The organism is Corynebacterium lactis RW2-5, assembly GCF_001274895.1.
Lineage (GTDB): Bacteria > Actinomycetota > Actinomycetes > Mycobacteriales > Mycobacteriaceae > Corynebacterium > Corynebacterium lactis.
Genome location: NZ_CP006841.1, coordinates 2,166,349 through 2,190,460 on the forward strand (window position 1 = coordinate 2,166,349; position 24,112 = coordinate 2,190,460).

General features: G+C 57.4%; 37 protein-coding genes. 11 read left to right on the forward strand and 26 right to left on the reverse strand.

Features of this window, described 5'->3' with window-relative positions; translation table 11 throughout:
* Window positions 1-16 precede the first annotated feature (16 nt).
* The 18 genes from gp17 to CLAC_RS09595 form a co-directional block, all read right to left on the reverse strand.
* On the reverse strand, window positions 17-415 hold the full coding sequence (gene gp17 / locus CLAC_RS09515; protein ID WP_053412713.1) for a tail completion protein gp17: 399 nt from the start codon (window positions 413-415) through the stop codon (window positions 17-19).
* The gene (locus CLAC_RS09520; protein WP_053412714.1) at window positions 402-638 is read right to left on the reverse strand and encodes a hypothetical protein; all 237 of its coding nucleotides are present in this window, start codon (window positions 636-638) and stop codon (window positions 402-404) included. The genes gp17 and CLAC_RS09520 overlap by 14 nt, the downstream gene beginning before the upstream one ends.
* Complete coding sequence (locus CLAC_RS09525; RefSeq protein ID WP_053412715.1) at window positions 639-983, reverse strand: hypothetical protein; 345 nt, start codon at window positions 981-983, stop codon at window positions 639-641.
* Window positions 977-1,360 (reverse strand): Gp19/Gp15/Gp42 family protein, encoded by a 384-nt coding sequence (locus CLAC_RS09530; protein ID WP_053412716.1) that lies wholly within the window; start codon window positions 1,358-1,360, stop codon window positions 977-979. Before CLAC_RS09530 ends, CLAC_RS09525 begins: the two co-directional genes overlap by 7 nt.
* Window positions 1,361-1,363: 3 nt before the next feature.
* Window positions 1,364-2,275, reverse strand: a complete 912-nt coding sequence (locus CLAC_RS09535) for a major capsid protein (protein WP_053412717.1) — start codon at window positions 2,273-2,275, stop codon at window positions 1,364-1,366.
* Window positions 2,276-2,287: 12 nt separating this feature from the next.
* Window positions 2,288-2,650, reverse strand: coding sequence for a DUF2190 family protein (locus CLAC_RS09540; RefSeq protein ID WP_053412718.1), 363 nt, complete (start codon window positions 2,648-2,650; stop codon window positions 2,288-2,290).
* A gap of 43 nt (window positions 2,651-2,693) precedes the next feature.
* Window positions 2,694-3,206: a hypothetical protein gene (locus CLAC_RS09545; protein ID WP_053412719.1), complete on the reverse strand. Its 513-nt coding sequence runs from the start codon at window positions 3,204-3,206 to the stop codon at window positions 2,694-2,696.
* A 136-nt stretch (window positions 3,207-3,342) separates the two neighbouring features.
* Window positions 3,343-3,585: a hypothetical protein gene (locus CLAC_RS09550; protein ID WP_053412720.1), complete on the reverse strand. Its 243-nt coding sequence runs from the start codon at window positions 3,583-3,585 to the stop codon at window positions 3,343-3,345.
* Window positions 3,586-3,587: 2 nt separating this feature from the next.
* A complete protein-coding gene (locus CLAC_RS09555; protein ID WP_053412721.1) occupies window positions 3,588-4,970 on the reverse strand; it encodes a VG15 protein in 1,383 nt (460 codons plus the stop codon).
* Window positions 4,971-5,010: 40 nt separating this feature from the next.
* Window positions 5,011-6,408, reverse strand: a complete 1,398-nt coding sequence (locus tag CLAC_RS09560; protein WP_053412722.1) for a phage portal protein — start codon at window positions 6,406-6,408, stop codon at window positions 5,011-5,013.
* 11 nt (window positions 6,409-6,419) lie between these two features.
* Complete coding sequence (locus CLAC_RS09565; RefSeq protein ID WP_053412723.1) at window positions 6,420-8,042, reverse strand: terminase large subunit; 1,623 nt, start codon at window positions 8,040-8,042, stop codon at window positions 6,420-6,422.
* Between the two features lie 21 nt (window positions 8,043-8,063).
* On the reverse strand, window positions 8,064-8,498 hold the full coding sequence (locus CLAC_RS09570; protein ID WP_069359750.1) for a phage terminase small subunit: 435 nt from the start codon (window positions 8,496-8,498) through the stop codon (window positions 8,064-8,066).
* 3 nt (window positions 8,499-8,501) lie between these two features.
* On the reverse strand, window positions 8,502-9,098 hold the full coding sequence (locus tag CLAC_RS09575) for a hypothetical protein (protein ID WP_211255354.1): 597 nt from the start codon (window positions 9,096-9,098) through the stop codon (window positions 8,502-8,504).
* Window positions 9,099-9,365: 267 nt separating this feature from the next.
* A complete protein-coding gene (locus tag CLAC_RS13200) occupies window positions 9,366-9,665 on the reverse strand; it encodes an HNH endonuclease (RefSeq protein ID WP_082313321.1) in 300 nt (99 codons plus the stop codon).
* Window positions 9,666-9,932: 267 nt separating this feature from the next.
* Window positions 9,933-10,556, reverse strand: a complete 624-nt coding sequence (locus tag CLAC_RS09580; RefSeq protein WP_053412726.1) for a hypothetical protein — start codon at window positions 10,554-10,556, stop codon at window positions 9,933-9,935.
* Window positions 10,557-10,884: 328 nt separating this feature from the next.
* A complete protein-coding gene (locus tag CLAC_RS09585; RefSeq protein ID WP_053412727.1) occupies window positions 10,885-11,946 on the reverse strand; it encodes an HNH endonuclease in 1,062 nt (353 codons plus the stop codon).
* A gap of 440 nt (window positions 11,947-12,386) precedes the next feature.
* Entirely contained in the window at window positions 12,387-12,773 is a 387-nt protein-coding gene (locus CLAC_RS09590) for a hypothetical protein (RefSeq protein WP_053412728.1), read from the reverse strand.
* A 2-nt stretch (window positions 12,774-12,775) separates the two neighbouring features.
* Window positions 12,776-13,588, reverse strand: coding sequence for a hypothetical protein (locus CLAC_RS09595; RefSeq protein ID WP_053412729.1), 813 nt, complete (start codon window positions 13,586-13,588; stop codon window positions 12,776-12,778).
* A 3-nt stretch (window positions 13,589-13,591) separates the two neighbouring features.
* Here CLAC_RS09595 and CLAC_RS12685 point away from each other — a divergent pair, with 3 nt between their 5' ends.
* Window positions 13,592-14,110: a hypothetical protein gene (locus CLAC_RS12685; protein WP_156324822.1), complete on the forward strand. Its 519-nt coding sequence runs from the start codon at window positions 13,592-13,594 to the stop codon at window positions 14,108-14,110.
* 76 nt (window positions 14,111-14,186) lie between these two features.
* Here CLAC_RS12685 and CLAC_RS12690 read toward each other — a convergent pair whose 3' ends face one another.
* Genes CLAC_RS12690 through CLAC_RS09615 form a run of 4 tightly spaced genes read right to left on the reverse strand, consistent with a single transcriptional unit; the run spans window position 14,187 to window position 15,550 of the window.
* A complete protein-coding gene (locus tag CLAC_RS12690) occupies window positions 14,187-14,627 on the reverse strand; it encodes a hypothetical protein (RefSeq protein ID WP_156324823.1) in 441 nt (146 codons plus the stop codon).
* 46 nt (window positions 14,628-14,673) lie between these two features.
* Window positions 14,674-14,997: a hypothetical protein gene (locus tag CLAC_RS09605; protein WP_156324824.1), complete on the reverse strand. Its 324-nt coding sequence runs from the start codon at window positions 14,995-14,997 to the stop codon at window positions 14,674-14,676.
* Window position 14,998: 1 nt separating this feature from the next.
* Window positions 14,999-15,310, reverse strand: coding sequence for a hypothetical protein (locus CLAC_RS09610; protein ID WP_053412732.1), 312 nt, complete (start codon window positions 15,308-15,310; stop codon window positions 14,999-15,001).
* Window positions 15,311-15,550, reverse strand: a complete 240-nt coding sequence (locus CLAC_RS09615; RefSeq protein ID WP_053412733.1) for a helix-turn-helix domain-containing protein — start codon at window positions 15,548-15,550, stop codon at window positions 15,311-15,313.
* 497 nt (window positions 15,551-16,047) lie between these two features.
* Between CLAC_RS09615 and CLAC_RS09620 the strand changes: the two genes are divergently transcribed.
* Window positions 16,048-16,869 carry a hypothetical protein gene (locus tag CLAC_RS09620; protein ID WP_053412734.1) on the forward strand — a complete coding sequence of 274 codons (822 nt, stop codon included), beginning with the start codon at window positions 16,048-16,050 and terminating at the stop codon, window positions 16,867-16,869.
* Window positions 16,870-17,028: 159 nt separating this feature from the next.
* A complete protein-coding gene (locus CLAC_RS09625) occupies window positions 17,029-17,676 on the forward strand; it encodes a hypothetical protein (protein ID WP_053412735.1) in 648 nt (215 codons plus the stop codon).
* Between the two features lie 95 nt (window positions 17,677-17,771).
* On the opposite strand, the gene CLAC_RS09630 is transcribed toward CLAC_RS09625, so the two are convergent.
* Entirely contained in the window at window positions 17,772-17,951 is a 180-nt protein-coding gene (locus CLAC_RS09630; RefSeq protein ID WP_053412736.1) for a hypothetical protein, read from the reverse strand.
* A gap of 73 nt (window positions 17,952-18,024) precedes the next feature.
* Here CLAC_RS09630 and CLAC_RS09635 point away from each other — a divergent pair, with 73 nt between their 5' ends.
* The 3 genes from CLAC_RS09635 to CLAC_RS13065 all read left to right on the forward strand — a co-directional run bounded on the left by CLAC_RS09635 (window position 18,025) and on the right by CLAC_RS13065 (window position 19,463).
* On the forward strand, window positions 18,025-18,492 hold the full coding sequence (locus CLAC_RS09635; RefSeq protein ID WP_141762951.1) for a hypothetical protein: 468 nt from the start codon (window positions 18,025-18,027) through the stop codon (window positions 18,490-18,492).
* 164 nt (window positions 18,493-18,656) lie between these two features.
* Window positions 18,657-18,983 (forward strand): hypothetical protein, encoded by a 327-nt coding sequence (locus CLAC_RS12695; protein ID WP_156324825.1) that lies wholly within the window; start codon window positions 18,657-18,659, stop codon window positions 18,981-18,983.
* Window positions 18,984-19,328: 345 nt separating this feature from the next.
* On the forward strand, window positions 19,329-19,463 hold the full coding sequence (locus tag CLAC_RS13065; protein ID WP_256375039.1) for a hypothetical protein: 135 nt from the start codon (window positions 19,329-19,331) through the stop codon (window positions 19,461-19,463).
* Here the strand turns inward: CLAC_RS13065 and CLAC_RS12700 are convergent, their stop codons facing one another.
* Both CLAC_RS12700 and CLAC_RS09645 read right to left on the reverse strand, forming a co-directional pair.
* Window positions 19,464-19,634 (reverse strand): hypothetical protein, encoded by a 171-nt coding sequence (locus CLAC_RS12700; RefSeq protein WP_156324826.1) that lies wholly within the window; start codon window positions 19,632-19,634, stop codon window positions 19,464-19,466.
* A 72-nt stretch (window positions 19,635-19,706) separates the two neighbouring features.
* Window positions 19,707-19,946, reverse strand: a complete 240-nt coding sequence (locus tag CLAC_RS09645; protein WP_053412739.1) for a hypothetical protein — start codon at window positions 19,944-19,946, stop codon at window positions 19,707-19,709.
* A gap of 180 nt (window positions 19,947-20,126) precedes the next feature.
* Between CLAC_RS09645 and CLAC_RS12705 the strand changes: the two genes are divergently transcribed.
* From CLAC_RS12705 to CLAC_RS09660, 3 genes are read left to right on the forward strand one after another with little or no spacing between them, the layout of a single operon-like run.
* Window positions 20,127-20,657 (forward strand): hypothetical protein, encoded by a 531-nt coding sequence (locus tag CLAC_RS12705; RefSeq protein WP_156324827.1) that lies wholly within the window; start codon window positions 20,127-20,129, stop codon window positions 20,655-20,657.
* On the forward strand, window positions 20,650-21,648 hold the full coding sequence (gene rhuM, locus CLAC_RS09655) for a RhuM family protein (protein ID WP_245621856.1): 999 nt from the start codon (window positions 20,650-20,652) through the stop codon (window positions 21,646-21,648). Before CLAC_RS12705 ends, rhuM begins: the two co-directional genes overlap by 8 nt.
* On the forward strand, window positions 21,629-22,012 hold the full coding sequence (locus tag CLAC_RS09660; RefSeq protein ID WP_053412742.1) for an ImmA/IrrE family metallo-endopeptidase: 384 nt from the start codon (window positions 21,629-21,631) through the stop codon (window positions 22,010-22,012). Before rhuM ends, CLAC_RS09660 begins: the two co-directional genes overlap by 20 nt.
* Before the next feature lie 134 nt (window positions 22,013-22,146).
* On the opposite strand, the gene CLAC_RS12825 is transcribed toward CLAC_RS09660, so the two are convergent.
* A complete protein-coding gene (locus CLAC_RS12825; RefSeq protein WP_168165347.1) occupies window positions 22,147-22,293 on the reverse strand; it encodes a hypothetical protein in 147 nt (48 codons plus the stop codon).
* Between the two features lie 394 nt (window positions 22,294-22,687).
* On the opposite strand from CLAC_RS12825, the gene CLAC_RS13070 reads away from it, so the two are divergent.
* On the forward strand, window positions 22,688-22,816 hold the full coding sequence (locus CLAC_RS13070) for a hypothetical protein (protein WP_255456356.1): 129 nt from the start codon (window positions 22,688-22,690) through the stop codon (window positions 22,814-22,816).
* A 360-nt stretch (window positions 22,817-23,176) separates the two neighbouring features.
* Window positions 23,177-24,049 carry a DNA adenine methylase gene (locus CLAC_RS09670; protein WP_053412744.1) on the forward strand — a complete coding sequence of 291 codons (873 nt, stop codon included), beginning with the start codon at window positions 23,177-23,179 and terminating at the stop codon, window positions 24,047-24,049.
* The last annotated feature ends 63 nt before the right edge of the window (window positions 24,050-24,112 follow it).

The following is a 24,112-nucleotide window of genomic DNA, read 5'->3' on the forward strand; positions in this document are numbered from 1 at the left end:
GCAGGGCTTAAGTTGGTTACTGGTTAGTCAGCAGCGATATGAGGAGCTGGCCGGAATACTGAAACCGCACCAGGTTTTCCCGGTCGGGGTCGAGGAACCGCTGTGGCGCAGCGTATTCCCGCCACCCCCGCAACCTGTGGCCGGAAAGGCGCATGCCCCTCCAAGACTCATCGCGGAGCGCCTGGCGAATCAGCCCGGCGACCTGCTCGGCTTCGTATTCCGTTTCTGCATAGACCTGGACCGACATCGTTGCCGCATCGGTGATACGGTTCGGTGTCGCCCCTCCAACCCGCGTGACCACGACATGCGGGAACTTCGGCTGCCGCGGGTACCGAGTGCTCACTCGAATACCGCCGCAGATTCGGTGCAGCAGGTCGATAAACGCTTTTTGGGCTTGTGGGTCAGCTTCCCGCATTGATGTTCCTCAATAGCGTGTTGTTCTTCGCGTTATCGCGAGCAGCCTTGTAGTTAGTCGTGATGACCGATGCGCGGTGACGAGACTTGCCCTCATAGGGGCTGGATTCGTACCCGTCGCCGCAGGCGTCAGCGATACGCGCGGCACGTGAGTCAACCTCTGCCGCCACTGCGGGCAGGCGACGAATCTCCTCAAATGCCTTGATGTTGTACTTGATTTTCATCTAGCCCTCCATTCGCTTACAGCGGCACTCGACCAGACCCGGCGAAAACCACGGGTTGGATTCCCAATTCCCCGGCGGGGCGGTCAGCTCGTAGACCATTCCATCGACCTCGATACGGTCACGGTCGGTAATGCCAGCTTCCACAGGGGCGTAGACCACCGCATCAAACTCCGCGGCCTCAGGGTGCGACGCGGTGACTGCCGGTGTGCCGCCTTTTTGCACCGCAAACACCATGACCTTGTCCTTGGTGTAGCGATGAAGAGGGTTGCCATACGGGTCTTCTGCCCCGTCTTCGTGGCGGTGCACCGTCACAGGAATCGTGCAGGGGTATACGTTAGCTACCATCCGGTTGCCTCCATACTTACTGCCCTGTCAGCGCTGAAATCTTGCAACGCGGATTCCAGCATCTGCCGTTCCTGGCCGGAAAGGAACAAGTCTCCGTCCGGATTCCGCCATGAGGTGGACTGCGAGAACGACCCCGCAGTGGCTTGCTGCTGCGTGATGCCACCTCGGTCGGTGGCGGCCAGTGCTCGCTTCGCCATAGACACTGACACCAGCGCGAGGACCTTCCGCAGATTCTCGTCCGGGGTAGCCGGGATTTGCGGGTAGCTTGCCCGCAGCCATGCTTCCGCGTCGTCTAGGACAGCCTCGATGGCCTCGTCTGTGACCGAGGCGGGGGCGGTCTGCCACCGCAGGCGAACGTCCCTATAGGTGGCAAACATACGCTACCCCGCAGACAGGCCGTTGAGCTTCACCATGGCCAGCGGGTCGGTGACACCGAACGCGACGGTCGCCCAGGTCTGGGACCAGGTCGTCTGAGTCGAGGCGTCACGCCACGTCTCGGTCGAGATCGGGGACTCCACACCCATTACGCCGACCATGCCAGCCTGCAGCACCAGACCCTCGCCCTTCTTCATGGCGTTGGTGGAGTGCAGAGTCAGACCGAAGGTGCCCAGCATCTCCTGGTAGTTGGCGACACCAAGCAGCAGCTTCAGGTTCTTAGCGTCAACCGGGTTGAGCACCAGAGTGTCAGCACTGTAGCCGAGGTCAGTCTGCTCGATAGCAAGCTGCGCGTCCAGCAGGTTGCTGATGACTTCTCCCTCGCCGGTCTTCGCGGTCTTCGCGGTTGCGGCGACCTCGGCGGCCTTATCCCAACCACCAGATGTCACGCTCAGGGTGCCGTCAATCTTGTCGATTGCCTCTGTCAGCGCCGAAATGCCGCGCTCGTCCAGATCCTTCACCATGGTGTTGGAGACCTGGGAAATCTTGCGCTGCAGCAGCATCGCATCATTGCGGATACGTGCCTCATCGGTGACACCGAACTTGCCACCGGTCTTCTGGACACGAGCAACAACCGGCTCCCCGTCCGGGGTGTGCAGCACCGGGAACTCAGCGCCCGGAGCGACAATGCCTGGCTTGTCGGTTGCTGTCGGCGTGTTCTTGACCAGCTGGTCAAACAGCAGCGCACCGCCGGTGGTGGTGACGTTGCCGAAGATGACCTTCGACAGGAGGTCTCGCTCAACCAGCTGTGCCGCATAGTTGTCGATGCGGGTCGGCTCGTTGAGCATCATGTCGATGGTGATAGCCCCGTTTTCAATGTTGGGGCCGGAAAGCGGGAACATTGGGTCACGTGCCATTGTGTTTCCTCCTTAGTTCAGGGCGACCGTTACGGTGCCGTTAGCGGCCTTGGTGACAGCGACACCGGCGACGGGGCCGTCGGTTGCCTTCTTCGCCTTGCCACCAGCGGCTGTGGAGATCTTGTCTCCCGCGGCGATAGCGCCGGAGGCGACCAGCTCGTAGACACCGAGGCGGTAGATGGCGAAGTGCTCACCGTCCTTGGCGTCGTGGGCTGCGACACCGAACGCATCAGCGTCGGCGGTAGCTGCCTTGACGACAGGGTTACGCCCTTCCATGTCGGCGGCGATGACGACGAAGGTGCCCTGGGCGATGTCGCCCTGGGCCTTGCCGGTGATGTTGGTTGCTGGGGTGAAATGCATCGGCGTGGAAGCCATTGCGTCCTCCAATCAGATTGAAATGAAAAATGGCCAGTCGGATTTAGACTGGCCATCCTGCAGGGAATGCGTTTGGTGGAGTTTCCGGCTCCGACCGAACTGCGGCACCGAGCTGCTCCACCGGAGTGTTTGACGGTGGCCGGGTCTGTTCCTTCTGCATCGCTGCGAGCCGCTTGGCACGGTCTTCGATTTCTTCTGGGCTGCCTGAGCCAAGAAGGTCGTGGTTTTCCTCAGCGATGCCGTAACGGGCTGCCAGCCGAAGGCGCGTGTTTTCGGCCTCCAGGGCCTTGAATGCGTCTTCCTGGCTAGCTAGGCGCTCGGTGGCCTTTTGCAATTCCGTCTTTTCCGCTTCCTGCTGGGTGCGCCAACTCTCCGCATCCGCGCGCAGTTCGTTGCGTTCGGTGCGGTAGCGTGCTGCTTCGCGTCGTGCTTCCTCGAGTTCCTTGCGGAAGTGCTCTGGCACTGGCTGCGCATCAGTATTGTCCGGTTCCTCCTGGGTTCCGGTGTGCGCCACCTGCTCGGCGCTGGCTTCGGTGGCGGTGTTTTCCTCCGACATGAGTTACCTCCTGGGTAAATCTGTTTTCGGGCATAAGAAAACCCCGCCACCACCGATGTGGTGCGGGGCAGTGCCATGGCGGGGACTCGCACCCCACGAATGTGGCTACTCCATGGCTTTATTCATTGAAGAATGACTATTCGGTTATTTCGACTGCATGGGAGATGAAAGCATCAATCTCGGAGGAATCTTGGTGAGTCTTCTTTAAGCACAATCCTTCCGGAGTTACGAGATACGCAGGGCTCCCCTCAGGCTCGTTCTCTGCTGGCCCTATCATCCAATGATTGTTGAACCGGTATGCAGAATTTGCGAACTGGGTTACTCGCTTTCCAGTCGCTGCAGCCACTGTTTCCCGCAAATCGGTAATGCCTTCAATCATTCTTACTCCTCCCTTACAATCCTAACTGTGTCAGGCGTGGGGCGAAACCCCTGCATGTTGACCCAACGGAAACTTCCCGCAGCGCCTTTCTCGATGTCATACTCGAATCCCTCAACAGCTTGCTGCGGATCGACAATAATCAGGCCGTTTTCGGTCTTTTCCCAACCTGTTACGTGAGCAGTCATTCTGCCCCTATATCTGATTAGACCGAAACTTCCCTCCGGCATTTTCTCAAGTTCGTCTCGAGCCTTCTCCCAATCTAGTCCACCTGTTTCACGATCTGAGCCAGTCCATTGCGGTGTTTTTCCGCGGTCATCACGCCACGTCTTTGAGGAGGCCTCAGCATCGACTGATGGTTGGCCGGGAATTGCCGATACGTCGTACCCTTGCATGCGCATCAGCCAGGCATTTGCGCTGCGGATGCAGTTGTCAGCATCACCAGTAGGGTTAGCCCCTGTGAGTGCTGTTTTGACCGTTCGCTTAGAACCTTTCCGGGACACGCCTGGAAGTTTCGGTGGTGCTGCACCCCGCTCAGCGTCCACAGTGAAAATGCTCTTGATGTAGCTACCGCCGCCATTCTCGCTGACGTGGCTCTGCCACCTCTTCCACTGATTATTCGCAGGTCTCCCATCTTCCCATGTAGCTTCTCGCCACGCTGCTTCCAGGCGGCGGTATTCCTCCTCTCCCTCCCACGGCTGACCCTCAATAACAAGAACCGCACGACAGTCGCACCCATCGTGATAACGACGCCCATCAGCCCGGCGCGTGGCGGTGTCTTCGGAGTAGACGGGGCCGCGTGAGGCGAGCATTGCGCAGAAGGCGCAGGATTCTTGCCCTGTGAGTACTCGGGCGTACCCGATTCGTTGTGTGACTGGCTGCTTACTCACTGCATTGCGGACACGACCGAGCCTGGCAGTATCTTCCACTGCCCTGCGCCCAGCGTTGAGCGTATGGCGCATAAGAGTGCGGGTCAGGCGTGCGCTCATCTGCTCGATGACATGATGATGATTGGGGAATGCAAAGGCTGGTACTGACCTCTTGATGAGTTCCTTAGTCTCATCGTCAACAAGCTCGAGGATGATGTTTGATGGTTTCTCTCCAAAGCCGGCGGCTCTAGCCAGTGCGTCGTAGGTGGCGTGGGGGCCGTAACCTTGGATTCGTGCCGGGGCTACTTCTAAACCGAGCTGTGCCATGTCGCGCCCCATTTGCTCGACGTAGGCACGGTAAGCCTCCTGTCGGTACTTCACGACGATTGGGTGCAACTCAACGGTGATGTCATAAACCGCGTCGGTATCCATGGGCACACCGAACTCATCAATCTTCGCTGCAACGTCGCGTTCTAGTCGGCGTTGGATATCACGGAGTTTCGCGTCCTGCGTTGGCATGTACCTTCACCTCCCCCGCATGTCGATTGTTGTGATGCCGTTATGGTTCGGTTTGCGGTTCCTGGCTGCCGTCCGGCTGGTCGACGTCGAATAGGCCACTTCCACGGCCGGCTTGCGCTTCCCTAGCCCGCTTGACGCGCTCATGCGTCCAACCAGGGATATCCGACCACAGCTCATCTGCTGGTACACCAAGCATGGTGGCGAGTTTGCCGAGCCCATCAACCGTCTGAGCAAACGAACGCGCCGACGTTTCCGCCCACTTGACTTCAGAGGCGAAGTCCCCGGCTTCTTCTTCATCACCAGCGATGTGCGCACACAGGCGCAGCATCTGCTCATGCGACTCACCCAGTGAGGTTTGAATCTCAGAAGCCTTACGATCCTTAGACGTCTCCAACGCCGCCAAACCGTCAGCAGAAATATTGGAAATCGCATTCGCTCCGAGCGACTGTGCTGGAACCTGGGCGACCGCAGCGAAGTCACGCACACTCGACTCACGAGCCTTGATGTACTGCGTCAGGTCCGTCTCATCGAACTGGCCGACCTTCACGTCCTTGTTCGCAAACGTCCACGTGTCACTGATGGCCTGCCGCATTGCCTCATACTCTGACTTCGGAGCCCAACCGGTGACGTACCGCTGCTTAAACGCCGCCCAGTACTGCGCGACACCCTGCTCATAGTTAGTGCGGTCAATGCGGGCCGACAACGCGAGCAGGTGCTCGATAATGCCGTTGGTTTCTTCGCCGGCAGCCATCATGCGGTCCTGATACCGGACAATGGGCGTCACACCAACGTTGTGCTCCCGATACTCGATGAACGGAAGATTCTCCGGGGATAAGTAATAGCGCTGCCGCCACGCCGCCGGCTCATCCGGGGCATTCTCAACTCCGAAGAAATACACACGCTCTTCGTCGTAGAGGCACAGGTGACCGTTGTCGATGACCATGGCGATTATCGGGAATTCCGTCTGCGTAGCCGCCCCGGTATCCGGCCACGTCATTTCCTCCCCATAGCGAGCAACCAGCCGGCGAGGCGAATGCACGCCGATACGCGCCCCGTTAAGCGTCGACGGCAGCACCGACGCATACGCAGTGCCATACTGCAGCGCCGCACGGTGCAGACCGGTTTGGCGCGCATCCATTCGGTTGGTCTGCCAATGGTGCCACGACCTGGCCTGCACTGAGCCTTCCGAGAAATAGTTCTCTACCTTGAGTGACTGCCCATAGGTGTCCAGCACAAGCCCAAGAAACGGGGTCTGAGACATCTTCGCGATCTGCAGATGACGGTGATAGTTCTTCCCCTGCGCCACATCCATACGACGCGCCGCCTCTGTGTCTGACCACGGCTGCACCGCCCGGTTAATCTCATCGAAATGATGTCGTTGCACCGAGTGGTCCTGCAAAAGAGCACGGATTGCGTCACGTGCCTGAGACTCATTCATAACGTGCCCTCCTAGTAGAAAAATGCCGTGTCATCGACCGGCTCTGCCTTAAGTGACGGGTCGGATTTGACCATGCGGTAGACCATGCGAGCGCCAATCATGCAGACCGCCGCGTCAATCTTCTTCTGCGATGCACGCGACTCTTTCCGCACCGTCTCGCCATAACGGCCAAGATGCCGCTGAGCGTTGCGCACATGCTCACTCAACAGCGGGTTGCCGTCGTGGGTGAACGCATGCTGCACAATCTCGGCGGCCGCAAGCTCACACGCCTGCGTGAACGGAACGTCCTTGCTGCGCATGTCCCAGGCAATCGGCTCCGGGTTCCGCGCCCCAGGTGTTGCCCACAAGCGCAGCTGGTCGCCGTAGCGCTCCGGCCAATCCACCTTGACGAAGCTCTCCCACTCACGGACATCTGCGAAGAATGCCAGCACCTCGAAGCGGTCAAACGCCCGCTGCACGCCCGCATCTACCGCCTCGACGTCGACGACGCCGTCCGGCGGCGGTGCCCACACGCCAGCGGTGAATACATGTCCATCGTCCATGCAGCAGCCAATCAGTGCGGTGTGGTCATTCGACAATGAACCGTCGAAAAACAGCACAACCTGCTCGCCATCGACGAGTTCACGGTCAGGCCTGGACATCTGCGCCCAGTCCTGCGGATCACACCACGAGTCCAGCGACGCAGTCGGCCAGTTCAAATACTTCCGCTTCGAATCATCAGGCCGCGCTTTCGGGTGCCAAATACGCGCCACAATCGCGTCCAAGTCAGCCCACGGGCAATCCTCATACACAAAAGCCAGCCCGGCGCGCAGGCTGGCTTCATCAGCGAGGTCGGTGTCTGGTGGGGCTTGGCGTGCGTCGTAGAGGATTTTGCGGTCGGATTTGGTGCGACCGTCTTCCTGTAGCGTCCAGGCTTCAAATGTTTCTTCTCCGGCTGAGCCGGTGCCTGGTTTCCAAGCGTTGAGGGTCTCCAGCATGCGGGAGCCGGACTTGGCGAGGTTATCCAGGAGCGTGCGGTGTAGTTCGGTTCCGCCGTTGGAGTTGGTCCAGTGTTCGAGCTCGTCGCCGATGATGAACGTCGCTTCTGCGCCTTCAGCGGACGCTGCCGAAGACGTGATGACTTCCAGTTTTCCTGCGGGTTCGACATTGATTTGTGTTTTGCCCGCGTCGATTTGGTAGTCGCGGTTGAGCTGGGGTGCGGCGCGCTTTGCGACCATGGCTCGAACCATGCGCATAGTGTTTTCGGTCTGGTCTTGAGAGACCGCCGCGATTTGCACAAGTGGCATGGGTTGCTGCTTGCCGACACAGCCGCCGAGAACGTTGTCGTCGAAATGGTCCAGCCGGACTGGCGCGAGCAGCTCGATAAGGGCCATGACGGCTGCGAATGGTGACTTACCGGAGCCCTTGGCTAGCCGACGGGCTGCGTGGTAGTAGACGAACCGGCCGTCGTTGTCGACGGCGTAGAACCAGAGGATGAAGCGGGCTTGCTCGCGGGTGAATTGCCATCGTTGCCCGGCGCGGATGCCGTTGGGGTGGCGTAGGTATTTGGCTGCCCATGCGAGGGCGTTCCATCCGAGGGTGCGGGTGGGTATTCCTTCTGGGAGGGTTATGATCCTGTCGGCGGCGGCGACCATGTAGGTATCACCGCCTTTTCTTTATCCGGTTAGGTCGTTTTTGTATTTTTCCATCAGCAGGATTGCTGCTTGGGTGTTGTCGTCGATGTTCTTGGTCGCATCGGCGCGTTGCAGTTCGATGCGCAGTCGGCGGCGTGCTCCCTCTGTTGTTAGGAGGGAGTCCATCATGGAGTTGATTTGAGCGATGATTGCGGCGCGCACTGGCTCTGGTCTTTGCATCTCGTCGGACAGGATTGTGGCGCATAGGTGCGCTGCTGCCCAGTCGGATGGTTCGAAGAACACTGATTGGCCGGAATGCTTCAGGCTCCTGTACCAGCGTTTGGCGCTGATGTGCCAGCTGCGGTCTTCCGCTGGTGGCTTCACCGTTTCTGCACCGGCCACTTTCAGCGTTGTTGGGCCTTGCGGTTTATTGCGGCGTCGGCGCTGGTCTGACCGTTTGGGTACTGGGCCCGGCATGGCCTACCTCCTCCCTGTTGTTTGTCTAGGAAGCTTTCCTGTCTGATTCATGTCCTCGATGGCCGCGACTGTCTTCGTTAATGCAACCAGTTCGCCTGCCGACCACACGGTGGCGGTAGTACGGATGAACCGTTCGGCGGAGTAGACCTCTACTCGTCCGTAATTGCGACCTTTGCTTTCCGGTAGGAGCCCGAAGATGTGGAGTCCTTTGCCGGAGACTGAGCGCTCAATGAATGCGCCCGGCGCGGCGTCGACGATCCGGCGTGCCCATTGTTGGAGTTGCCCGTTGCTGAAGCAGTTGTCCAGGTCGATGCATGCGAATCCGCCGCCGAGCATGAAACCGTGCGGCTTCTTTTTGACGTCGCGGAACTGCGTCCATGTTTCTGGCTTGGTTGACGATGCTGGCTTGCCGTTGGTCTGCATGGGGCGCTTGCCGTCGGCGGCAACCCAGCGTCGTGCGTTGGTCATTTCCTGCGGGTAGCGGTTGCGCTGGCGGGCACGGTACGCCTTTTGCCGGCACGCATTCGAGCAGTACGTCCGAATGCGGCCGGGTGCCTGCAACGGAAGCGTTGCACCACAGACTTCGCAACCTTTGTTCATACTTCGATTTTATCAGAAAACGTTACGTTTCACTGCTGTGACCTGGCCTTATGTTCTCCAATTAAAGACGGTCACACAGACCACGAAATAAGGCATCGAAGTTAGCGCTGCGCCAGTTTTAAACCCGCAGGTCAGCAAAGCGCGCCAGCGTTCAACCTAGCCCGTTTTCCCACCTGACCAGCGCAAATAATGGAACCCGTACACAAATTTAAAGGCAATGCCCTCCGCCCTGGCCAGCCCCTCGAAGCGAGGGTCCTCCCCCACCCCTCACAGCAAGCCTGGGTGGGGCTTTGCCCATACGGGCTGGCGGCGTCGCTGCCTGGCGCGGGTTGCTTCCCCTGCGGTCTTTTTCCTGTGGCACGGCGAGCAGATAGCCCGGAGGTTTTCTAACTCATCATTGCCACCTTCGAAGACCGGCACCACATGATCCACTTCGTTGGCGATGACAGCGCAGCCACGCAGCCGCGCTTGACATTCGAAGTGATCGCGCGCCATGACTTGGTCTGCTACGGCTTTTGATACGCCTCGGGATCTGGGACCCTGGGAGTTCGACTTCCACCCTGGCATGTCTGGTACCTCCTGGGGCGAGTGGCGGCTGGGGGCTACCGGCTGACCTCTAGGGGTTACTGGAGGGGTGTTGCCGTCCAGGTGAAACTCCGCAATTCTCTACCGCGACCCATCGTAGCCATTAGCGAAACTAGCGTTAGCCAATCGCGCATGGTTGACGTAAAGCAAAAGCTCTCAAACCATAATCTCAATTGAGATGGTTTAAGAGCATGCGCTTCAGTCAAGCGTAGCTTAGCACACGGACTGTAAACCGCAGGTCACGAAGTTCTACCCTGTCGACCGCGTGTCGTCGCCACACTGATGCGCTGCGACTGCGCGCATGCAGTCTGCGATGTCGAAGAGTTCGACGCCTTCATCACTCAGCGTCGTTGGAATCTCGCCTTGCTTCGCCCACTTCCTCAACGACGTGTGACTGACACGCACGCCAAGCACTGCGAGCGCGTCGGCAACCTGACGCGCAGAACCCTGCTGTGGAACTTCCCGCCGCGCCACCGGCTCAGGTGGACTCACCCTATCGCCTATCACCCGCCGATGATGCTCAACCTCGACGAGCACACCATCAGCCCACGAACGCTCCGCGACATCATGCACACGATCATGAAGCCACCGAGCCACGTGCTCAAGGCGTCGACTGGTTGGCGGCCGACACTGCACCTCGTAGGCCAGCGCCTGCGCCCAGTCCCACAGACACAACTCCGCCGCGTGCTCCACATCCAGCAAGTACACCGGCAGCGGCGGGCGAGACCCCCGGGCACTCGGGGGACGGCCCCCATTGACCCCGGAGGCAGGCGGCGAGGGGACCATCATCTCAGCGAGGGCGGGGGCCATAGATTCAATCGCGGACAATGCACGACCAAGCTGCTCAACCTGGTCCGGCGACAACGGTGGCATAAGGCTCCAATCAACAAGCCACAACAAAAAGAACTAAAGAACCAACAAAGGTAAAGGGGGGGTGGAAAGAAAGAGAGGGGGAGGGATATTTAAAAGCCCTCCCGACCCGACCCGTCCCGACCCGACCCGTCCCGACCCGACCCGTCCCGACCCGACCCGACCCGGTGCCAGCCCGACAACTACTCCCCTTGTCGAACGGTTTTTTCGTCGACGGGAAAGTTTTTGGGTACGACAAAGGCCGCGTCGTCAAAAGCGCGTAGGCTCTCTTGGACGCACCGCAAGCTCGTTTGTTTTTCGCCCCTCCTATCGCGGGGCGTGTACTCGAAAACTAGTTGCGGCGGCGTCGGCGACGGCGACGTGCGAAAGGCTCCGCTCCTTTGGCGGGACCGGCATCGCGCACGTGCGATGCCTTACGGCCCTGCGGCGCACCGCCCGCATGGTGTGCGGGGAGTGCCGGAAGCGACTGGACAACATTGACTTGAATAGTCTCGGCTGGCTGCCGAGAACTCCCTTTGGCGGCTCTACCCTCAGACTCAACCTGGCCATGGGAATCAGTATTGGGGAACTGCGGCTTGCCGGGCTCCTGGCTTGGGCCCGCGGCCGGGGACGTAGCGCGTACCGTTTTTTCTTCCTGAGAAGGGGTCACTGCCCGACTGGCTGCCGGGTTGTCCTGGGCCTCAACCTCGTCCGCGATAAGCGGATTCGGGAGTCCCTCCTTCTTGCACCAGCGCGCAACGAATCCCTCCCAGCGGGAGAGTTTCTTGCGCAGCTCCGGGCCATACATTGGAGACTCTGGTGGGTCGAGGAGCGGAAGTTCCTCCTCGGCGCGTTCGCCTAATTCATGCCGCAGCTGATTACAGCCACGGCATGCCGTCACATAATTGTCTGGGGTCGTCGGCGCATCGATGTCACGGTGGTCGTACTCACGGCCACGATCGGACTTCTTATCGCCCCAGACCACTTCATCACCGCAGTACCGGCACTGGTCTCCATCACGGAGCATGACCGGCACCTGCAACCCAGCACGGTTTTGATCGTTGCGGCGTTTCGTTGCCTTCGACTTCGCATCGGAGCGGATGACATGAACAAATGATTCACGCTCAACGAGCACGAATTGCCGCTCACCTTCAGACTCCACCTCGGTGATAATCCCGATAGTGATCAGATCCTGAAGCACAGGCTCCACCCGGCTAATGCCGATATGCCGGACGGCTGCACCATAGGTGATTTTGTAATCCGTCCACTGCTGCGCAGAATGCGTAAACAACGCTGACGCCGCGCCTTTGAGTTCACTGACCAGACGGTCATCGCCACGTTCGGCTGCCAGCTCATAGGCTCGCATCCACTCCGGGGCCTCGTTGAAAGTATCGCTGACCCTTACCCATGCCATGGTGCATCACTCCCGGACCGGGGCTGCCCAGCAGAAATATGGGAAGCGGTACCAATCATTCTTCGAACTCCAAATCAAAAACCGGCGCGGTAACAAAATGAACCAACACAATTGCTTACGGATCTCTACAACAAGGCACTGGTAGCGCCACGGCTAGACCTCGCTTTCCTCGTGATAACCGGTTCGGTCATCACCTTCATCAGACGGATAAGGCCACATGGTGTTCGCAGAAACAGTGCGGGACAGCACCCGGTACCGCGCAGACAAGCCATATGTGCGGGCCCGCAGACTGCACGCCTGGTGCACATCTTGTGCCTGTTCTGCGCTCATCCATGTCACCCCAGCGACGCGCAATGAATTCCATGTGTATCCGCCATCTGTTGACGCCACCACACAGAACTGCCTGACGGCCTTGTTATTGCTTACGCCGCTGTCACCCATCAAGAAACCTTCCCCGTTACTGCCGGCCGTTGCGCCCACGCACACGCAGACAGCAACTGCGCTGCCGTCCGACGAGCCTCCTCGACAGAGGCGAACTCAATGTCCCCCAGGCGAACCCGGGAGCTACCACAGGCAGCCACACCTCGAGATGCCTCAACATCGCCGAACTGTGCAATATCACGGTCGTAGATCCCAAACCCCCATGAGTAGCAATGCTCAATGAACAGCTTGTCCGGCCGTAAGAGCTGGACCTCCACCGCGCGGGCGTACTCGTTCGCAGTCCTAACAGCGTCTTCCCACGAGCCACACCACGCGACGCTACCGGTATCGTCCTCAACAACCCACGGCAACAAACTGCCGCCCGTCTTCTTCACCTGGAGCGTCATGACTACGCCACTCCTCCCAACGGCCGCGCGACAACAACACGTCGCGCAACAGGCGACCCGGTGTTCTGCTGCTCGTCGACGCCGTCCAACTTCTCCTCGTCACCGTCCGCAGGATTCGACCCGTCCGGATTACAGACCCACACGACCGCGAGCTGCGGAGCCGTGGCCACAAACTTCGCTTCGGCCGTCGAAGGGAAGCGAGTCACCACAGCGCCGATAGCCCGCGCTGCCTTCTGCAACGCGACTTCCTGCGCCGGTGTCGCACGGGTAAGGACGTCGGACTGCGAGACCATGGCGGAACTCCGCTCCTTCGCGTGCACTTCCTGCAGCACCTCGGAGACATGCTTCGCGACTCCTTCAAGCGGCTGCCTCGGCGACTGCACCGGGCGACGCGTCTTGTGCGGTTCAAATGGCAAACCGTAAACAAGCGCTATCTCAATGAAGTCCGCCGAAGCGGCAACCTCGACCTCAACCGGCCCAGCGTTCGTTACCTTCTGAATCGCAACTTCGGCTAACTCCTTCGCGACTCGAGGCGCGACATCCACCGAACCGGAGGCGATCACGTCGACACCGGGCACTTCCGCGGCGCCCATCATCATCGGGTTGGCCGCAGAGACAGTGACCGTCGAATCCTCGCGAACATCAATGCGAATCGAATCGAACTGCGCCGCGGTATCGCCCGGCACTGCGATTGGGTGGACTGCCTTCAACGCGTTCGAGAACTCTACGGCTGGCGCCACGAACCGGAAGTGCCGACGCTGCTGTGCTTTCGGCGTCGCATCAACGACGTCTACATCATCTGCTGCTGTCGTCATTTCTTGGAATCTCCTGTCCATCAATGGTTAATTGCCCTGGAATCTCAGTGCGGGTGGGGCGCTTACGAGGGCCAAGGAATCGGTAAATCTGAATTTGGCGCCGCGTTTGCTGCTGTTCCCACCAACGCTGCGCAGCTGATTCATCTGATGTCATCTAGCTGTCGCTTTATGGTTCTTCGTCATCTCATTGAGCCGTCTGCGCTCACGCGCAGCACGCCGCTGTTGCATGCGCTGTTTCTCCCGCTCAGGCATGCCCGCTCGCCGTTTGCCATGAGCACCGGCGCACACATGCTGCTGGAACAGCAAATACCCCTGAGACCGCTTCCGCAGAGCTTCTTCCACACTGAGGAACACAGCAGCGCCATGTACGATCTGCACGTTCCCATCTGGGTCAGACGATGCATCAAGGGCAAGCCGATGCCCCAATGGTGTGCACGCCCACCGGATAGGAAAACCGCAATACCTACAAACCCGTTCGCGTGGCATTTTTCCTCCTCATTTTCGCTGCTATCGGCTGCTTAGTGCTTTTCGCCGCGGTGAACTATCCGCAACACGTTGGCTTCGACCTTCATCTGGAAAATCAGCCATCGTCGGCGCATCATGCTGATTTCAACCCCTCCATGCGCTGCTTGACGACGGGAACTGCTGCCCACGCTTTCTGAGCCGACAGGCCATCCCTTTTCCGGCACCATGCAATCGCTTCCCGAAGGGTGGCCCCTAATGACGTGAAGTGCAGGAGATCTAGCGCAGTGGCTTCCGTATCTGACAGCTCAAACTCGACCTGCGCCATCGCATTGACGTCAGCCATAGCGACGGATGTATTACCGGAGATGATTGCTTCCACTGATTCACAGCGCACTCGAGCTGACTCAGCGATATGTTCTACTGACATTCCCAGTTCTATGAGCTCGAGAACATGCCCCCGAGCATCAAGCCGACACATCTCATTACCGCCGGGAGAGCGTTGTCCAATACCCGCCGCAGTCTTCAAAGCATCTTGCAGCGAATTACAGATTATGGCCGGAGGGATCCCTGCCATTGCTACCTGCCAGCGACCGTCTGAGATTCGGCGGGCGCACCGTGGCTTATCTTTCTGGTTCACCTTGCACCTCACTTGCGATGTGCTCGATGAACTCCTCGAGCTGGCGCATAACGCGCTTGTCATCCTTATTGAAAGTGACCAGGTTTTCCAAAGCCCCTCTGGTGATGAACTGCTGCCCATCCCCATGCCGGCCTAGCCGACGAGGCAGTGTTGGCGGAAACCTCAGACTACGAGGCATCTCTGACATCAGATCACCGAACGACACCTCGAAATCGGTCGTGGCCGGTTTCCTGCCACCGCGGGGCACGGGGACTACTACGAGCACCCACCGATTCTTCGGTGAGCGAACTCGACGAAGCTGTTTCATGTCATGCCTCCGGCCAATACCGGGTCGCAGAGACGCCACTGTTCTTCTTTTTCATCTGGAGAACACGCTCAATGCTTTTGACAGACTTTGAAATAAAGACCGCCGTGCACAACCAAAAAATTGTTGTGATTGTCCAAATGATTGGAACAAAATTGAAATTGTCGTAGCCGGTAATGATGACCATTGCAAAAGAGGATGCGGCAAGAATCAGCGACATTGCCCATTGCAGTTTGTTCCTGGTGTTGACGTGGTCCAGCAAATCGTAGGCGTCGCGCCACATTGAGCGGCTGAACTTAACGTTTGGATTACTCATTTATGCTGCCTCCCGTGGATCGCTCGGGAACCCAACAGTCATAACGCGATCAACTTCGCAGCTGAAGATGCGCCAGTGCTGGCGACTCCCAGGAGTCTTCGGCATCGTGCGAAGGCGTCCCGCCTGGCACCAGCGATAGACGCGTTGAACATCTATGCCGAATTCGTCGGCGAACTCGCGCGGCGTCAGAGTTCTCCGTCTGGCGATCATGGTTACCTCCGTAGACTGTGTATGCTTCATGGCAGTGTTCCTTTCAACACTCTCGGCCTGTCCCTGGTGCTAGCGGGGGCGGGCCCTTTTATTTGGTTTGTGAGGCGCGCAGCCAAACCGCCGTGCGAAAGGCCCACGGCATTGTGGCTGGCTTGCGGCGACCGATTCTCATATCGCCTACGCGCCAGTGCCCGGCAGAGGAATCGAACCCCTGAGTAACCATTCGGGCTGTATTTATTTATCTGCCTTTATGCTGGTGTCCGACCAAGGGGCCGCTCTGGTTCCCCATGGATGTGTAAAAGGAGCAATGCACCTATCTGCGAGCTCCAACACTTCGACAACGGTGCCGACTGCCCGGTAAGGAATCGATACTGATGTGTCGTTGTCCGTATTGGTGATTGTGATTTCGCTTTCGGTGGCGTCGATTCTCGTGTTTCCGATTGCTGCTTTTAATTCCACGTGTGCTCCCCTGTACTAATCTGTTTTGTTGCCGCTGTTGGATTAGTGTCAGCCGTTACGATTTGTCCATGAGTGAAAACGAATTCAGGCGCCTCGTCGCTCGAGTAGAGCGAGCGGCTTCGCACCGCCACGAGCTGTGGAGTCTTGGTGCCGAACATCTGAAGGCGAACCCGATTGAGCGCCGGGTTGTAGGCGACGGCGATATCCGTTCCTTTCGCCTCCATGCGACCGCACCTGTGCCAACCGAGCTGTCCCTCATCTTCGGAGAGTGGCTGTACCAACTTCGCGCTGCTCTCGATGGGCTGATGTACGAAATCGTTGTCCGAGAAACCAAGTTGGACCCTCCGCCAAATGCCGGCCGGATTTCCTACCCGTTGTGCAGATCTGCTGACGCTTTCGCCTCGTGCAATACCTATGGGGTTTCCGATAGGATTCGCCGAGCTATTGAACGCACGCAGCCCTATCACGCCACCGGAGGATTCAGCGGAAGTGCGCTGTGGTGGATTCATGAGCTCGCTCGAATTGACCGCCATCGACGTGGGCATTGCCTCGTGTGGCGCATCGTCGAGCTGCAGGTCAATTCCAACAGCCCGGCCATCGACACCTCGCGCTGTGGTGTATGCAATCGGTTCGAGGCTTTCATCCGGGGTGATGAGGAGTTGGAAGCCGCGTGGATCGCGCTCCGCCGCGGCATCGAACTCAACTCGAATGACGGAGTAGATATCACTTGGCGTCTCCAATTCGATGTAGCCGACTGGGTCCAGCGAATTCCTCGCAGCTACGGTGTTTGGAGCCTCGATGACCGAATGGCCAACGCAGAAATGTATCTCAGTAAGACCATCGAGTTGTTCGAGCAACTCTTCATCGTTGATGACGAGATGCTGGCTTAGGCCACTGTCATGGAGTCTGGTTAACATTTGTTGACGCAGTTGGCCTCTAGCGTTGGCTAAATCCATGTACTTCATCGCCGCTTCCTCCTTTCGTTTGCCGGCTGCTGTTTGACTGGCAGTTTTCGCCACCTATGTATTTGGTTCCGTAGATTTATTGGTATGGATTGGCTGTCAGTCGGAATCGATATCCTCGGAGTACCCATCGGTGTCGCTGGTCTCGTGTACGCGCATATCGCTAATTGCAAGGCGAAGAAGTCCAACAGCATCGCTAAGCGGGCACTTCAAGAAGCCGCCGAATCGAATCGCATCGCAATACAGGCAAACAAGCTGGCTGAGGATGCGAACTCGGTCAGTGAAAGAGCGCTCCGAGTCTCTAGCGAGGACTTCGAGTACAACTGGGGATTCCGGATCGAAAACGATGGGGTTATCTGCATCTCCAGCGAAAGCTCCCACGATGCTGTTGACTTCACCCTGTTTGTTGAGGTTCAACACGCGGGCAAATCCATAGCTCCCGCTGATGCCCACTATCGGCACGTTGATAACGTGTCCTACGGTGCGCAACTGTTCTTCAAGCTTGAGAGCATTTACCCTCAGTTGATTCCCAAGGCGCGAGCCCAGAAGCGCCACATCGTCGCAATGTTCGGAGACAGCGTCGTATACAACGGCCGCAATCCCATCACCTTTGATGTCATTGCTGTCATGTCGTGGAAAACGCCCGGTGGTGGCGAGCGCGGTGGCACTATTAAGCGCCGCCTGAGCTGTCGCGAGGACAAGCTCGGAGCCATTGTCTTTTCTCAGGTTTCCTAGGTCGTTCACTCTCGTCCTCCCTCCTTTTTGCTTGTTGACAGTTGCTGCCCGGCACCTTCCCCAGCGCCCGGCGGGTTGAATCGTTAGCCAGCCAGCTAGCGCACGAGTTGCGTTAGGTCTTCGGCGAAGCGTTGCGCCTCCTCGATAGAGATATCGATTACGTTCGCTCCATGAGGTAGGTGCATCGCTAGTCGTAGATCATCGCGGGTGGCGTAGCGGTAAATCCTCACTCCGCTGATTGGACTCTTCATTTGGGCATCTGCTTGCGCATTCATTTAGATTCCTTCCTTTCGCTTGTCGACGGTTGCCCTGCCCAGCAGTTTCTGAGAGCTCAACTAGTGTTGATGTATGGATTTCGGAACAGTCTCGTCATGGGTAGCAGCCGGCATCTCTTTCGCTTCCGTAGGCGGTGCTGCTCTTTGGTCTTGGTGGAATCGGCCCTTGGTTGACTGGTCATTTACCGGGGAACTCTCCAATCCATCGAGAGACGAGAAACGGCTCATTATTTACGGGTCTTGCGGAAACTTCGGCGACGGCAATGCTCACCGTGTGAGCGTGTGGATTCACCGAGATGCCGAGTACCGCGAGCAAAAAATCGCAACTTCTCCTTTGCTGCGTCCAGGAGACTCCCTGGAATTCGAAACATCATTGCGCTTCGAGGACGTTTGCAATGCAGTCGTCTTCGTGCAGTGGACTCCGGCACCAATTCGTCGCCGCACTGAGCGCAGATCTGCGAGATTCCGTGTTGCTTCCGAATTCGAGCCAACTCCCTTCGTCGATTCGCTTCTCCGGAAACACCAATCCAGCCAGGATTAAATCTGCATCCGTATTGGCACTCGCCTCCCTTGTTCGACAAGTCGTCCACACGATCACTGGGCTGGAGCGACGTATCGCACGGCTTGAACGGCAGGTCGGCGAACATCCTGTCGACTAGGTCACTGTCCCATCGCGTCGACTGTGGCACTCGCAGCATTTGCGCGGTGGGACATTCCTTTTTGTTCTCACACATCTCTATTTCCTCCTTTCGCTTTTCGACGGTTGTTGCCTGGCACCTTCCCCAGTGCCCGGCGGTATTCGGTTGGTTAAAATTCCCGGTCAGGGGACGCTTCCCCGGAAGGGAGGTGATTAAGATGATGAACCTGTACTACGAAGGCCAAAACATCCTGCTTGATGAGAACGACAACGAAGAACTGGCGAATCTAATCAAGAGCAATAGATTCCCCGGTCTGATTGCTGTCTTTTTCGAAGGAAGAAGGCTCTATGTGAACCTGTCCGAACACGTCCCGTTCACTGTTGAGTTCAAGTAGTGCTCGTTGGAGTCGTTCATCTTCGATTGCAAGCGCTACTCCGAATGCGCCGGCTAGGCGTTGCGCGAGGGAAAGCGCCAGTAGTTTTCCGCGCGCGTCTAGTCGGCTAAGAGAATTCGCGACGGTGCCGCCGTCAGCCAAGTTTGTGCCAAGCGCGTTGAGTAGCCCCAGCATTGCGAGATCCGTTGTGGTTTGGTCTCGAAATATCCATGCCATCCTTGTGTTTCCTTTCATTCGCTTTTCGACGGTTGCTGCCCGGCACCTTCCCCAGTGCCCGGCGGTCGTGTCACGCTGGTTTAGTAACCTCCTCAATAACGCTTTTGCGTTGGAAAGGAGGTAATTGTCTTGGCTAAATCTGCTGGCAAGAGTTCTGGCAAGGTTCACCGCAGCGCTATTACAGGACGCTTCGTGAAGGCCTCTACCGCTGCTCGCCACCCGAAGACCACGGTTTCCGAGACTCGGTCTAGGGGTAAGAAGTAGTTAGTTGCCCTGGTCGTGCTTCGTTGCGTCCAGGGCCTCCTGCACGATTACTGCCATCACATTCGCCAGAATTTCGTATTCGATGTGGATTCCCTCACTGGCACCGTCTACATCGATGTTGACTCCTGTATCAGTGCCCTCGATATTGAGCTTCGCTACTTTTGCGCCCATAACTGCAATCTCCTTTTTCGCTTGTCGACGGTTGTTGCCCGGCAACTTCCCCAGTGCCCGGCGCGGTTTTTCTTATGCCGCGATTGGCTCGCAGTATCCAGCGATGAAATCGCCGTCGCCCTGCAGTGTTGCGATGTGTAGCGCCATTCGAGCGGTGACTGGAGCGCCTGCGCGCATATCTCCTAAGCGGTCCACGTTCGTTCCGAGTGCTGCTGCGAGCTGCTCTTCGGTCTGCAAGCGTCGAGTGCGCATGATGTGGTCTAGTACGCCTGGGCGAACCCGAAAGCGTGGCGCCGAGATGGTGTCCATCATGGGTTTCCCTTCCTCTGAAAGTTCCTTTCCAGCGCTTCCCTGCGCCGGTAATTTCACAGTGCCGGATTTTCCGACTTATTGCAATACCATAATTATAGCCCACCCCTTTTAAACACCCCCGCAACGTGTACTAACCTGCATTTATTGCCAATTCCGGCATATTGCAATAATGTGCATTTTATGAGGAACTCGACAGACTTCACCGCATGGCTCAAGGAGTTGGCCGGCGATGATACACAGAAGGCTATCTCCCAAAAATCAGGGGTAAAGGAGTCCACACTCTCCCGACAACTGTCACGCGGAACGTTCAGGCCAGAAATGGTGATAGCACTGTGCCGTGGCTACAACCACTCCCCCGTCACCGGACTAATCCAAACCGGATACCTCAACGAATGGGAAACAGACGGCGTAGGAATCCCCTTCGCACTACGCAAAGCGAGCAACCAGCAATTGCTAGACGAGATCATGCGTCGCTCCGACCCGGAAGCACTGTACCTATTCGGAGACCCCACCGGCGAAGCCATCGACTACGAAAACGTAGACGCACCCGTCACCAACCTCGACGCGCACCGTTCGAACACCCAATCCGCCCCGGCTGATACACATGACGGCACCGTTACGGAATGGGACGAAGCCGAACCAAACGCCGCCGATAGCAGCCCAGACGAAAACGAGGAACGAATCAAACGAGGTGAGGACCCCATTGACTAAACCAGACCACATCGCCATCTACACCACAGAAGACGGCAAAAGCCACGTCCGCCTCCAACTCAAACAAGGCACCGCATGGCTAACCCAAAAACAAATGGCCGAACTCTTCGACGTCACTAGCGCATCCATCTCACATCACGTGCAGAACATAACCAGAGAAAAAGAAGTATCCGGCAGTTTCAAACAACTTTTGAAAGTACCCGGTCAAAGCAGGTCAGTGAACCACTACAACCTCGACATGATCCTCGCTGTCGGATACCGGGTACGCGGCCCCCGAGGCGCGCAATTCCGCAAATGGGCCACCGAAGTACTCACCGAATACCTCGTCAAAGGTTTCGCGATGGACGACCAACGCCTGAAAAATGACGGCGTGGACACCCACTTTGATGAACTACTCGAACGCATCCGAGAGATCCGAGCCTCGGAACGACAATTCTTCCGCAAGATTTGCGATGTAATTGCGAAAACCAGCGACGACTATGAAGAGAAAAAGACCTATGCCGAAGTCCGGGACTTTTTCGCTGGAATCCAAAACAGACTCCACTTCGCCACCCATCACCACACTGCGGCAGAACTCGTTTTTAAGCGCGCCGACCACACAAAACCCAATGCTGGACTAACCACATGGGCAGCCGAATCGCCACACAAATCAGATATGACAGTAGCCAAAAACTTTCTCACCAGTGACGAGTTACGGAGAATGAACAGGCTCACGTCAATGTTCCTTGACTATGCAGAAGACCAGGCCGAACAACGAAAGACCATTCTCCTTAATGACTGGATGACCAAAGCTGACGCTTGGCTCGTTTTCAACGATCGAGATGTACTTCAAGGCAAGGGCGACAGGTCACATAAGCAAGCCGTGAACAAGGCCAATAGCGAGTGGGACAAGTACCAAAGGGCTCTTGATGCCAAGGTCAATGAGTTGGACATGAAGCAATTAGAGCAGGAAGTAAAGGAACTGAGCCGAGGTGAAGACCCCATCAACTAACGAGCTTATCTCCATCGCCGAAGCCGCCGGCGTTCGCGTCACATGGCACAAAGGCGGCCCCAAAGGCGCATGGCTCCCCCACGAGCGCCGCATTAGCCTGCGCCACGGCATGGACGACGCCGCCACCCGCTGCACTATGGCCCACGAACTCGCTCACATGTGGCTTGAACACCCCGCTCCAGCGAGCGACCGACAAGAGCTGCAAGCTGATCGTTTCGCGGCTCGGTTACTCATATCACCGGTTGAATATGCGCTCGCGGAACAGATTTACGAGGCACGTCCACAGTTAATTGCAGCGGAATTAGGGGTTACAAACGAAGTACTTGCCATATGGCGGGGTATGTATGAAAGGCGCACTGTGTGAGGGGCTTGGCTTACGTTAGTTAGATTGGTTCGCTATAGTTGGGCTTGACATGAATCGTCGCCCAACGCGCCCCATGTCACCGATAAGGCGAAGCCCCCACGCCGCCGCCAAGCAAACGTGAGGGCTTCGTGAGACTAGTTAGTTAGCCAAGTTATCGTCTCGCGAACCGCATCCGCGAGTTCATTGGCTACTAACACCGTGAAGGCTCGGACTGCAATCTCACCAATTGCTTTCCGAGCTTTCCCTTTTTCCGGCTTATCGCCGGTTTCCGGTTTCGGCATTTCATCTCACCCCCTTCCTTAAACGGAGGTGGACCCAACTAGCTGGTGCTATTCCAGTTCCACGCGCTTGCGGTGGAGACTTTTCGCACCGCTAGGAAAGGGGACGCTATCAGAGCGTCTTCTTTAGCTTACATGGTTGTTGTTTCCCGATGGCACCTTTGGTTTCCAAACTTGACACATAACGCATATTTACGTTATAATGGTTGTAGTGCGCGAGCGAAACGCACTAGAAGGAGAGGTGAAAGATGTGGATTACACCGACATCATTGCCACCATAACCCTGGTAGTCATGATCATCATCTGGCTAGACACCAGGAACAAATAAAGAAGCCCCCGGCTAAAGCAGCTAGCCGGGGGACTTCCCCCACCACACTACACGAAAGGACACACTGTAATGCGATTCATACTCATCGGAGCATGCACCGCCACCATCATGACACTGGCCGGAGCATCACCATTCTTTATCCCAGCCTTCCTCGCCATCGGCTACGCCATCGACCACAACCGAAAGAAAATCTCCTAATGCGCCCCATCATCATCGACGAAGACACCGGCCGCCGACTCTGGAACAGCGCCGAATGCGCAACCCACATCGGAGTTAGCCCCAGGACCTGGGCGAACTACCACGCCAACAAACGCACACCCCAACCGGTAGCAACCTGGGGCAAATCAGCCCCCCTCTGGGACGCTGAAGAAATCAAAACCTGGCACCAAAACCGCCCAGGCTCACCCGTCAAAAATCACCCCACCAAACACGGCGTCGACATCAACGAACCATGAGACTCATGAAGCAATAAGACACCTCGGCAGCAAATGTTTGGTTCGACCGCATCGAGCCGCTGCTGGTGGCCATGAACGAGAAACTACGCAATAATACTGATTCATGAGGTATCTTTCACCGCTGCGCTATCCAGGAGGCAAAGCACGACTAGCCCCCTACCTTCAGCGACTCATCACCGCCCAAACACCCCGACCCACGCACTACGCAGAACCATTCGCGGGCGGAGCAGGCGCAGCATTGAAGCTTCTCACCGATGGCATCGTCGAAGAAATACACCTCAACGACCTTAACCCCGGCATCGCAGCCTTCTGGCGCAGCATCACCACCGCCCCAGAGGAATTCTGCGAATTGATTTCCGAAACCGCAGTGAACCTGGACGAATGGCACAAACAACGTGTCACCTACCTCGCAGGAGAGACCGGAAACGATCTCGCACTAGGATTCGCAACTTTCTTCCTTAACCGAACCAACCGCTCGGGAATCCTCCACGCCGGCCCCATCGGTGGCCACGACCAAAAAGGCACATGGAAAATAGACGCACGCTACAACAAGAGCGGTTTAATCACGCGTGTACAGCATCTCGCACAATACCGACACCAAATACACGTCACGCAGATGGAAGGCCTAGATTTCCTCGACTCCATCTCAGATCTAGGCTCCAAAGTATTCATCTACGCAGACCCTCCCTACGTTGTCCAAGGTGACGGCCTATACCTGCATGCCTTCGACGAAGCAGCGCACGTAGACCTGGCAAGCAAACTCGCAGATACACACGCACCATGGATGCTCACCTACGACGATGATCCCCGAATTACGGACATCCTCTATCGAAACGTGCGGTGCGCACGTTTCCCCATCGCCCACACAGCACATAAGCAACACATCGGAACAGAAGCTGTCATCTATTCAGACTCGCTCCACGTACCAGACGTACAGCTCACCAGAGGCCGAACAGCAGAGTGGGTAACTACGTAGACGCATATCGTAGACCCCTATGTTCCTCAACGTTTCCGTATAGTAGGCTTTGTCACGTCCCCA

What these genes read in the sequence shown, in the direction of transcription:
- gp17 (WP_053412713.1), bottom strand. Translation starts at nt 415, where the DNA reads ATGCGGGAAGCTGACCCACAAGCCCAAAAAGCGTTTATCGACCTGCTG.
- CLAC_RS09520 (WP_053412714.1), bottom strand. Translation starts at nt 638, where the DNA reads ATGAAAATCAAGTACAACATCAAGGCATTTGAGGAGATTCGTCGCCTG.
- CLAC_RS09525 (WP_053412715.1), bottom strand. Translation starts at nt 983, where the DNA reads ATGGTAGCTAACGTATACCCCTGCACGATTCCTGTGACGGTGCACCGC.
- CLAC_RS09530 (WP_053412716.1), bottom strand. Translation starts at nt 1,360, where the DNA reads ATGTTTGCCACCTATAGGGACGTTCGCCTGCGGTGGCAGACCGCCCCC.
- CLAC_RS09535 (WP_053412717.1), bottom strand. Translation starts at nt 2,275, where the DNA reads ATGGCACGTGACCCAATGTTCCCGCTTTCCGGCCCCAACATTGAAAAC.
- CLAC_RS09540 (WP_053412718.1), bottom strand. Translation starts at nt 2,650, where the DNA reads ATGGCTTCCACGCCGATGCATTTCACCCCAGCAACCAACATCACCGGC.
- CLAC_RS09545 (WP_053412719.1), bottom strand. Translation starts at nt 3,206, where the DNA reads ATGTCGGAGGAAAACACCGCCACCGAAGCCAGCGCCGAGCAGGTGGCG.
- CLAC_RS09550 (WP_053412720.1), bottom strand. Translation starts at nt 3,585, where the DNA reads ATGATTGAAGGCATTACCGATTTGCGGGAAACAGTGGCTGCAGCGACT.
- CLAC_RS09555 (WP_053412721.1), bottom strand. Translation starts at nt 4,970, where the DNA reads ATGCCAACGCAGGACGCGAAACTCCGTGATATCCAACGCCGACTAGAA.
- CLAC_RS09560 (WP_053412722.1), bottom strand. Translation starts at nt 6,408, where the DNA reads ATGAATGAGTCTCAGGCACGTGACGCAATCCGTGCTCTTTTGCAGGAC.
- CLAC_RS09565 (WP_053412723.1), bottom strand. Translation starts at nt 8,042, where the DNA reads ATGGTCGCCGCCGCCGACAGGATCATAACCCTCCCAGAAGGAATACCC.
- CLAC_RS09570 (WP_069359750.1), bottom strand. Translation starts at nt 8,498, where the DNA reads ATGCCGGGCCCAGTACCCAAACGGTCAGACCAGCGCCGACGCCGCAAT.
- CLAC_RS09575 (WP_211255354.1), bottom strand. Translation starts at nt 9,098, where the DNA reads ATGAACAAAGGTTGCGAAGTCTGTGGTGCAACGCTTCCGTTGCAGGCA.
- CLAC_RS13200 (WP_082313321.1), bottom strand. Translation starts at nt 9,665, where the DNA reads ATGCCAGGGTGGAAGTCGAACTCCCAGGGTCCCAGATCCCGAGGCGTA.
- CLAC_RS09580 (WP_053412726.1), bottom strand. Translation starts at nt 10,556, where the DNA reads ATGCCACCGTTGTCGCCGGACCAGGTTGAGCAGCTTGGTCGTGCATTG.
- CLAC_RS09585 (WP_053412727.1), bottom strand. Translation starts at nt 11,946, where the DNA reads ATGGCATGGGTAAGGGTCAGCGATACTTTCAACGAGGCCCCGGAGTGG.
- CLAC_RS09590 (WP_053412728.1), bottom strand. Translation starts at nt 12,773, where the DNA reads ATGACGCTCCAGGTGAAGAAGACGGGCGGCAGTTTGTTGCCGTGGGTT.
- CLAC_RS09595 (WP_053412729.1), bottom strand. Translation starts at nt 13,588, where the DNA reads ATGACGACAGCAGCAGATGATGTAGACGTCGTTGATGCGACGCCGAAA.
- CLAC_RS12690 (WP_156324823.1), bottom strand. Translation starts at nt 14,627, where the DNA reads ATGGCAGGGATCCCTCCGGCCATAATCTGTAATTCGCTGCAAGATGCT.
- CLAC_RS09605 (WP_156324824.1), bottom strand. Translation starts at nt 14,997, where the DNA reads ATGAAACAGCTTCGTCGAGTTCGCTCACCGAAGAATCGGTGGGTGCTC.
- CLAC_RS09610 (WP_053412732.1), bottom strand. Translation starts at nt 15,310, where the DNA reads ATGAGTAATCCAAACGTTAAGTTCAGCCGCTCAATGTGGCGCGACGCC.
- CLAC_RS09615 (WP_053412733.1), bottom strand. Translation starts at nt 15,550, where the DNA reads ATGAAGCATACACAGTCTACGGAGGTAACCATGATCGCCAGACGGAGA.
- CLAC_RS09620 (WP_053412734.1), top strand. Translation starts at nt 16,048, where the DNA reads ATGAGTGAAAACGAATTCAGGCGCCTCGTCGCTCGAGTAGAGCGAGCG.
- CLAC_RS09625 (WP_053412735.1), top strand. Translation starts at nt 17,029, where the DNA reads ATGGATTGGCTGTCAGTCGGAATCGATATCCTCGGAGTACCCATCGGT.
- CLAC_RS09630 (WP_053412736.1), bottom strand. Translation starts at nt 17,951, where the DNA reads ATGAATGCGCAAGCAGATGCCCAAATGAAGAGTCCAATCAGCGGAGTG.
- CLAC_RS09635 (WP_141762951.1), top strand. Translation starts at nt 18,025, where the DNA reads ATGGATTTCGGAACAGTCTCGTCATGGGTAGCAGCCGGCATCTCTTTC.
- CLAC_RS12700 (WP_156324826.1), bottom strand. Translation starts at nt 19,634, where the DNA reads ATGGGCGCAAAAGTAGCGAAGCTCAATATCGAGGGCACTGATACAGGA.
- CLAC_RS09645 (WP_053412739.1), bottom strand. Translation starts at nt 19,946, where the DNA reads ATGATGGACACCATCTCGGCGCCACGCTTTCGGGTTCGCCCAGGCGTA.
- CLAC_RS12705 (WP_156324827.1), top strand. Translation starts at nt 20,127, where the DNA reads ATGAGGAACTCGACAGACTTCACCGCATGGCTCAAGGAGTTGGCCGGC.
- CLAC_RS12825 (WP_168165347.1), bottom strand. Translation starts at nt 22,293, where the DNA reads ATGCCGAAACCGGAAACCGGCGATAAGCCGGAAAAAGGGAAAGCTCGG.
- CLAC_RS13070 (WP_255456356.1), top strand. Translation starts at nt 22,688, where the DNA reads ATGCGATTCATACTCATCGGAGCATGCACCGCCACCATCATGACACTG.
- CLAC_RS09670 (WP_053412744.1), top strand. Translation starts at nt 23,177, where the DNA reads ATGAGGTATCTTTCACCGCTGCGCTATCCAGGAGGCAAAGCACGACTA.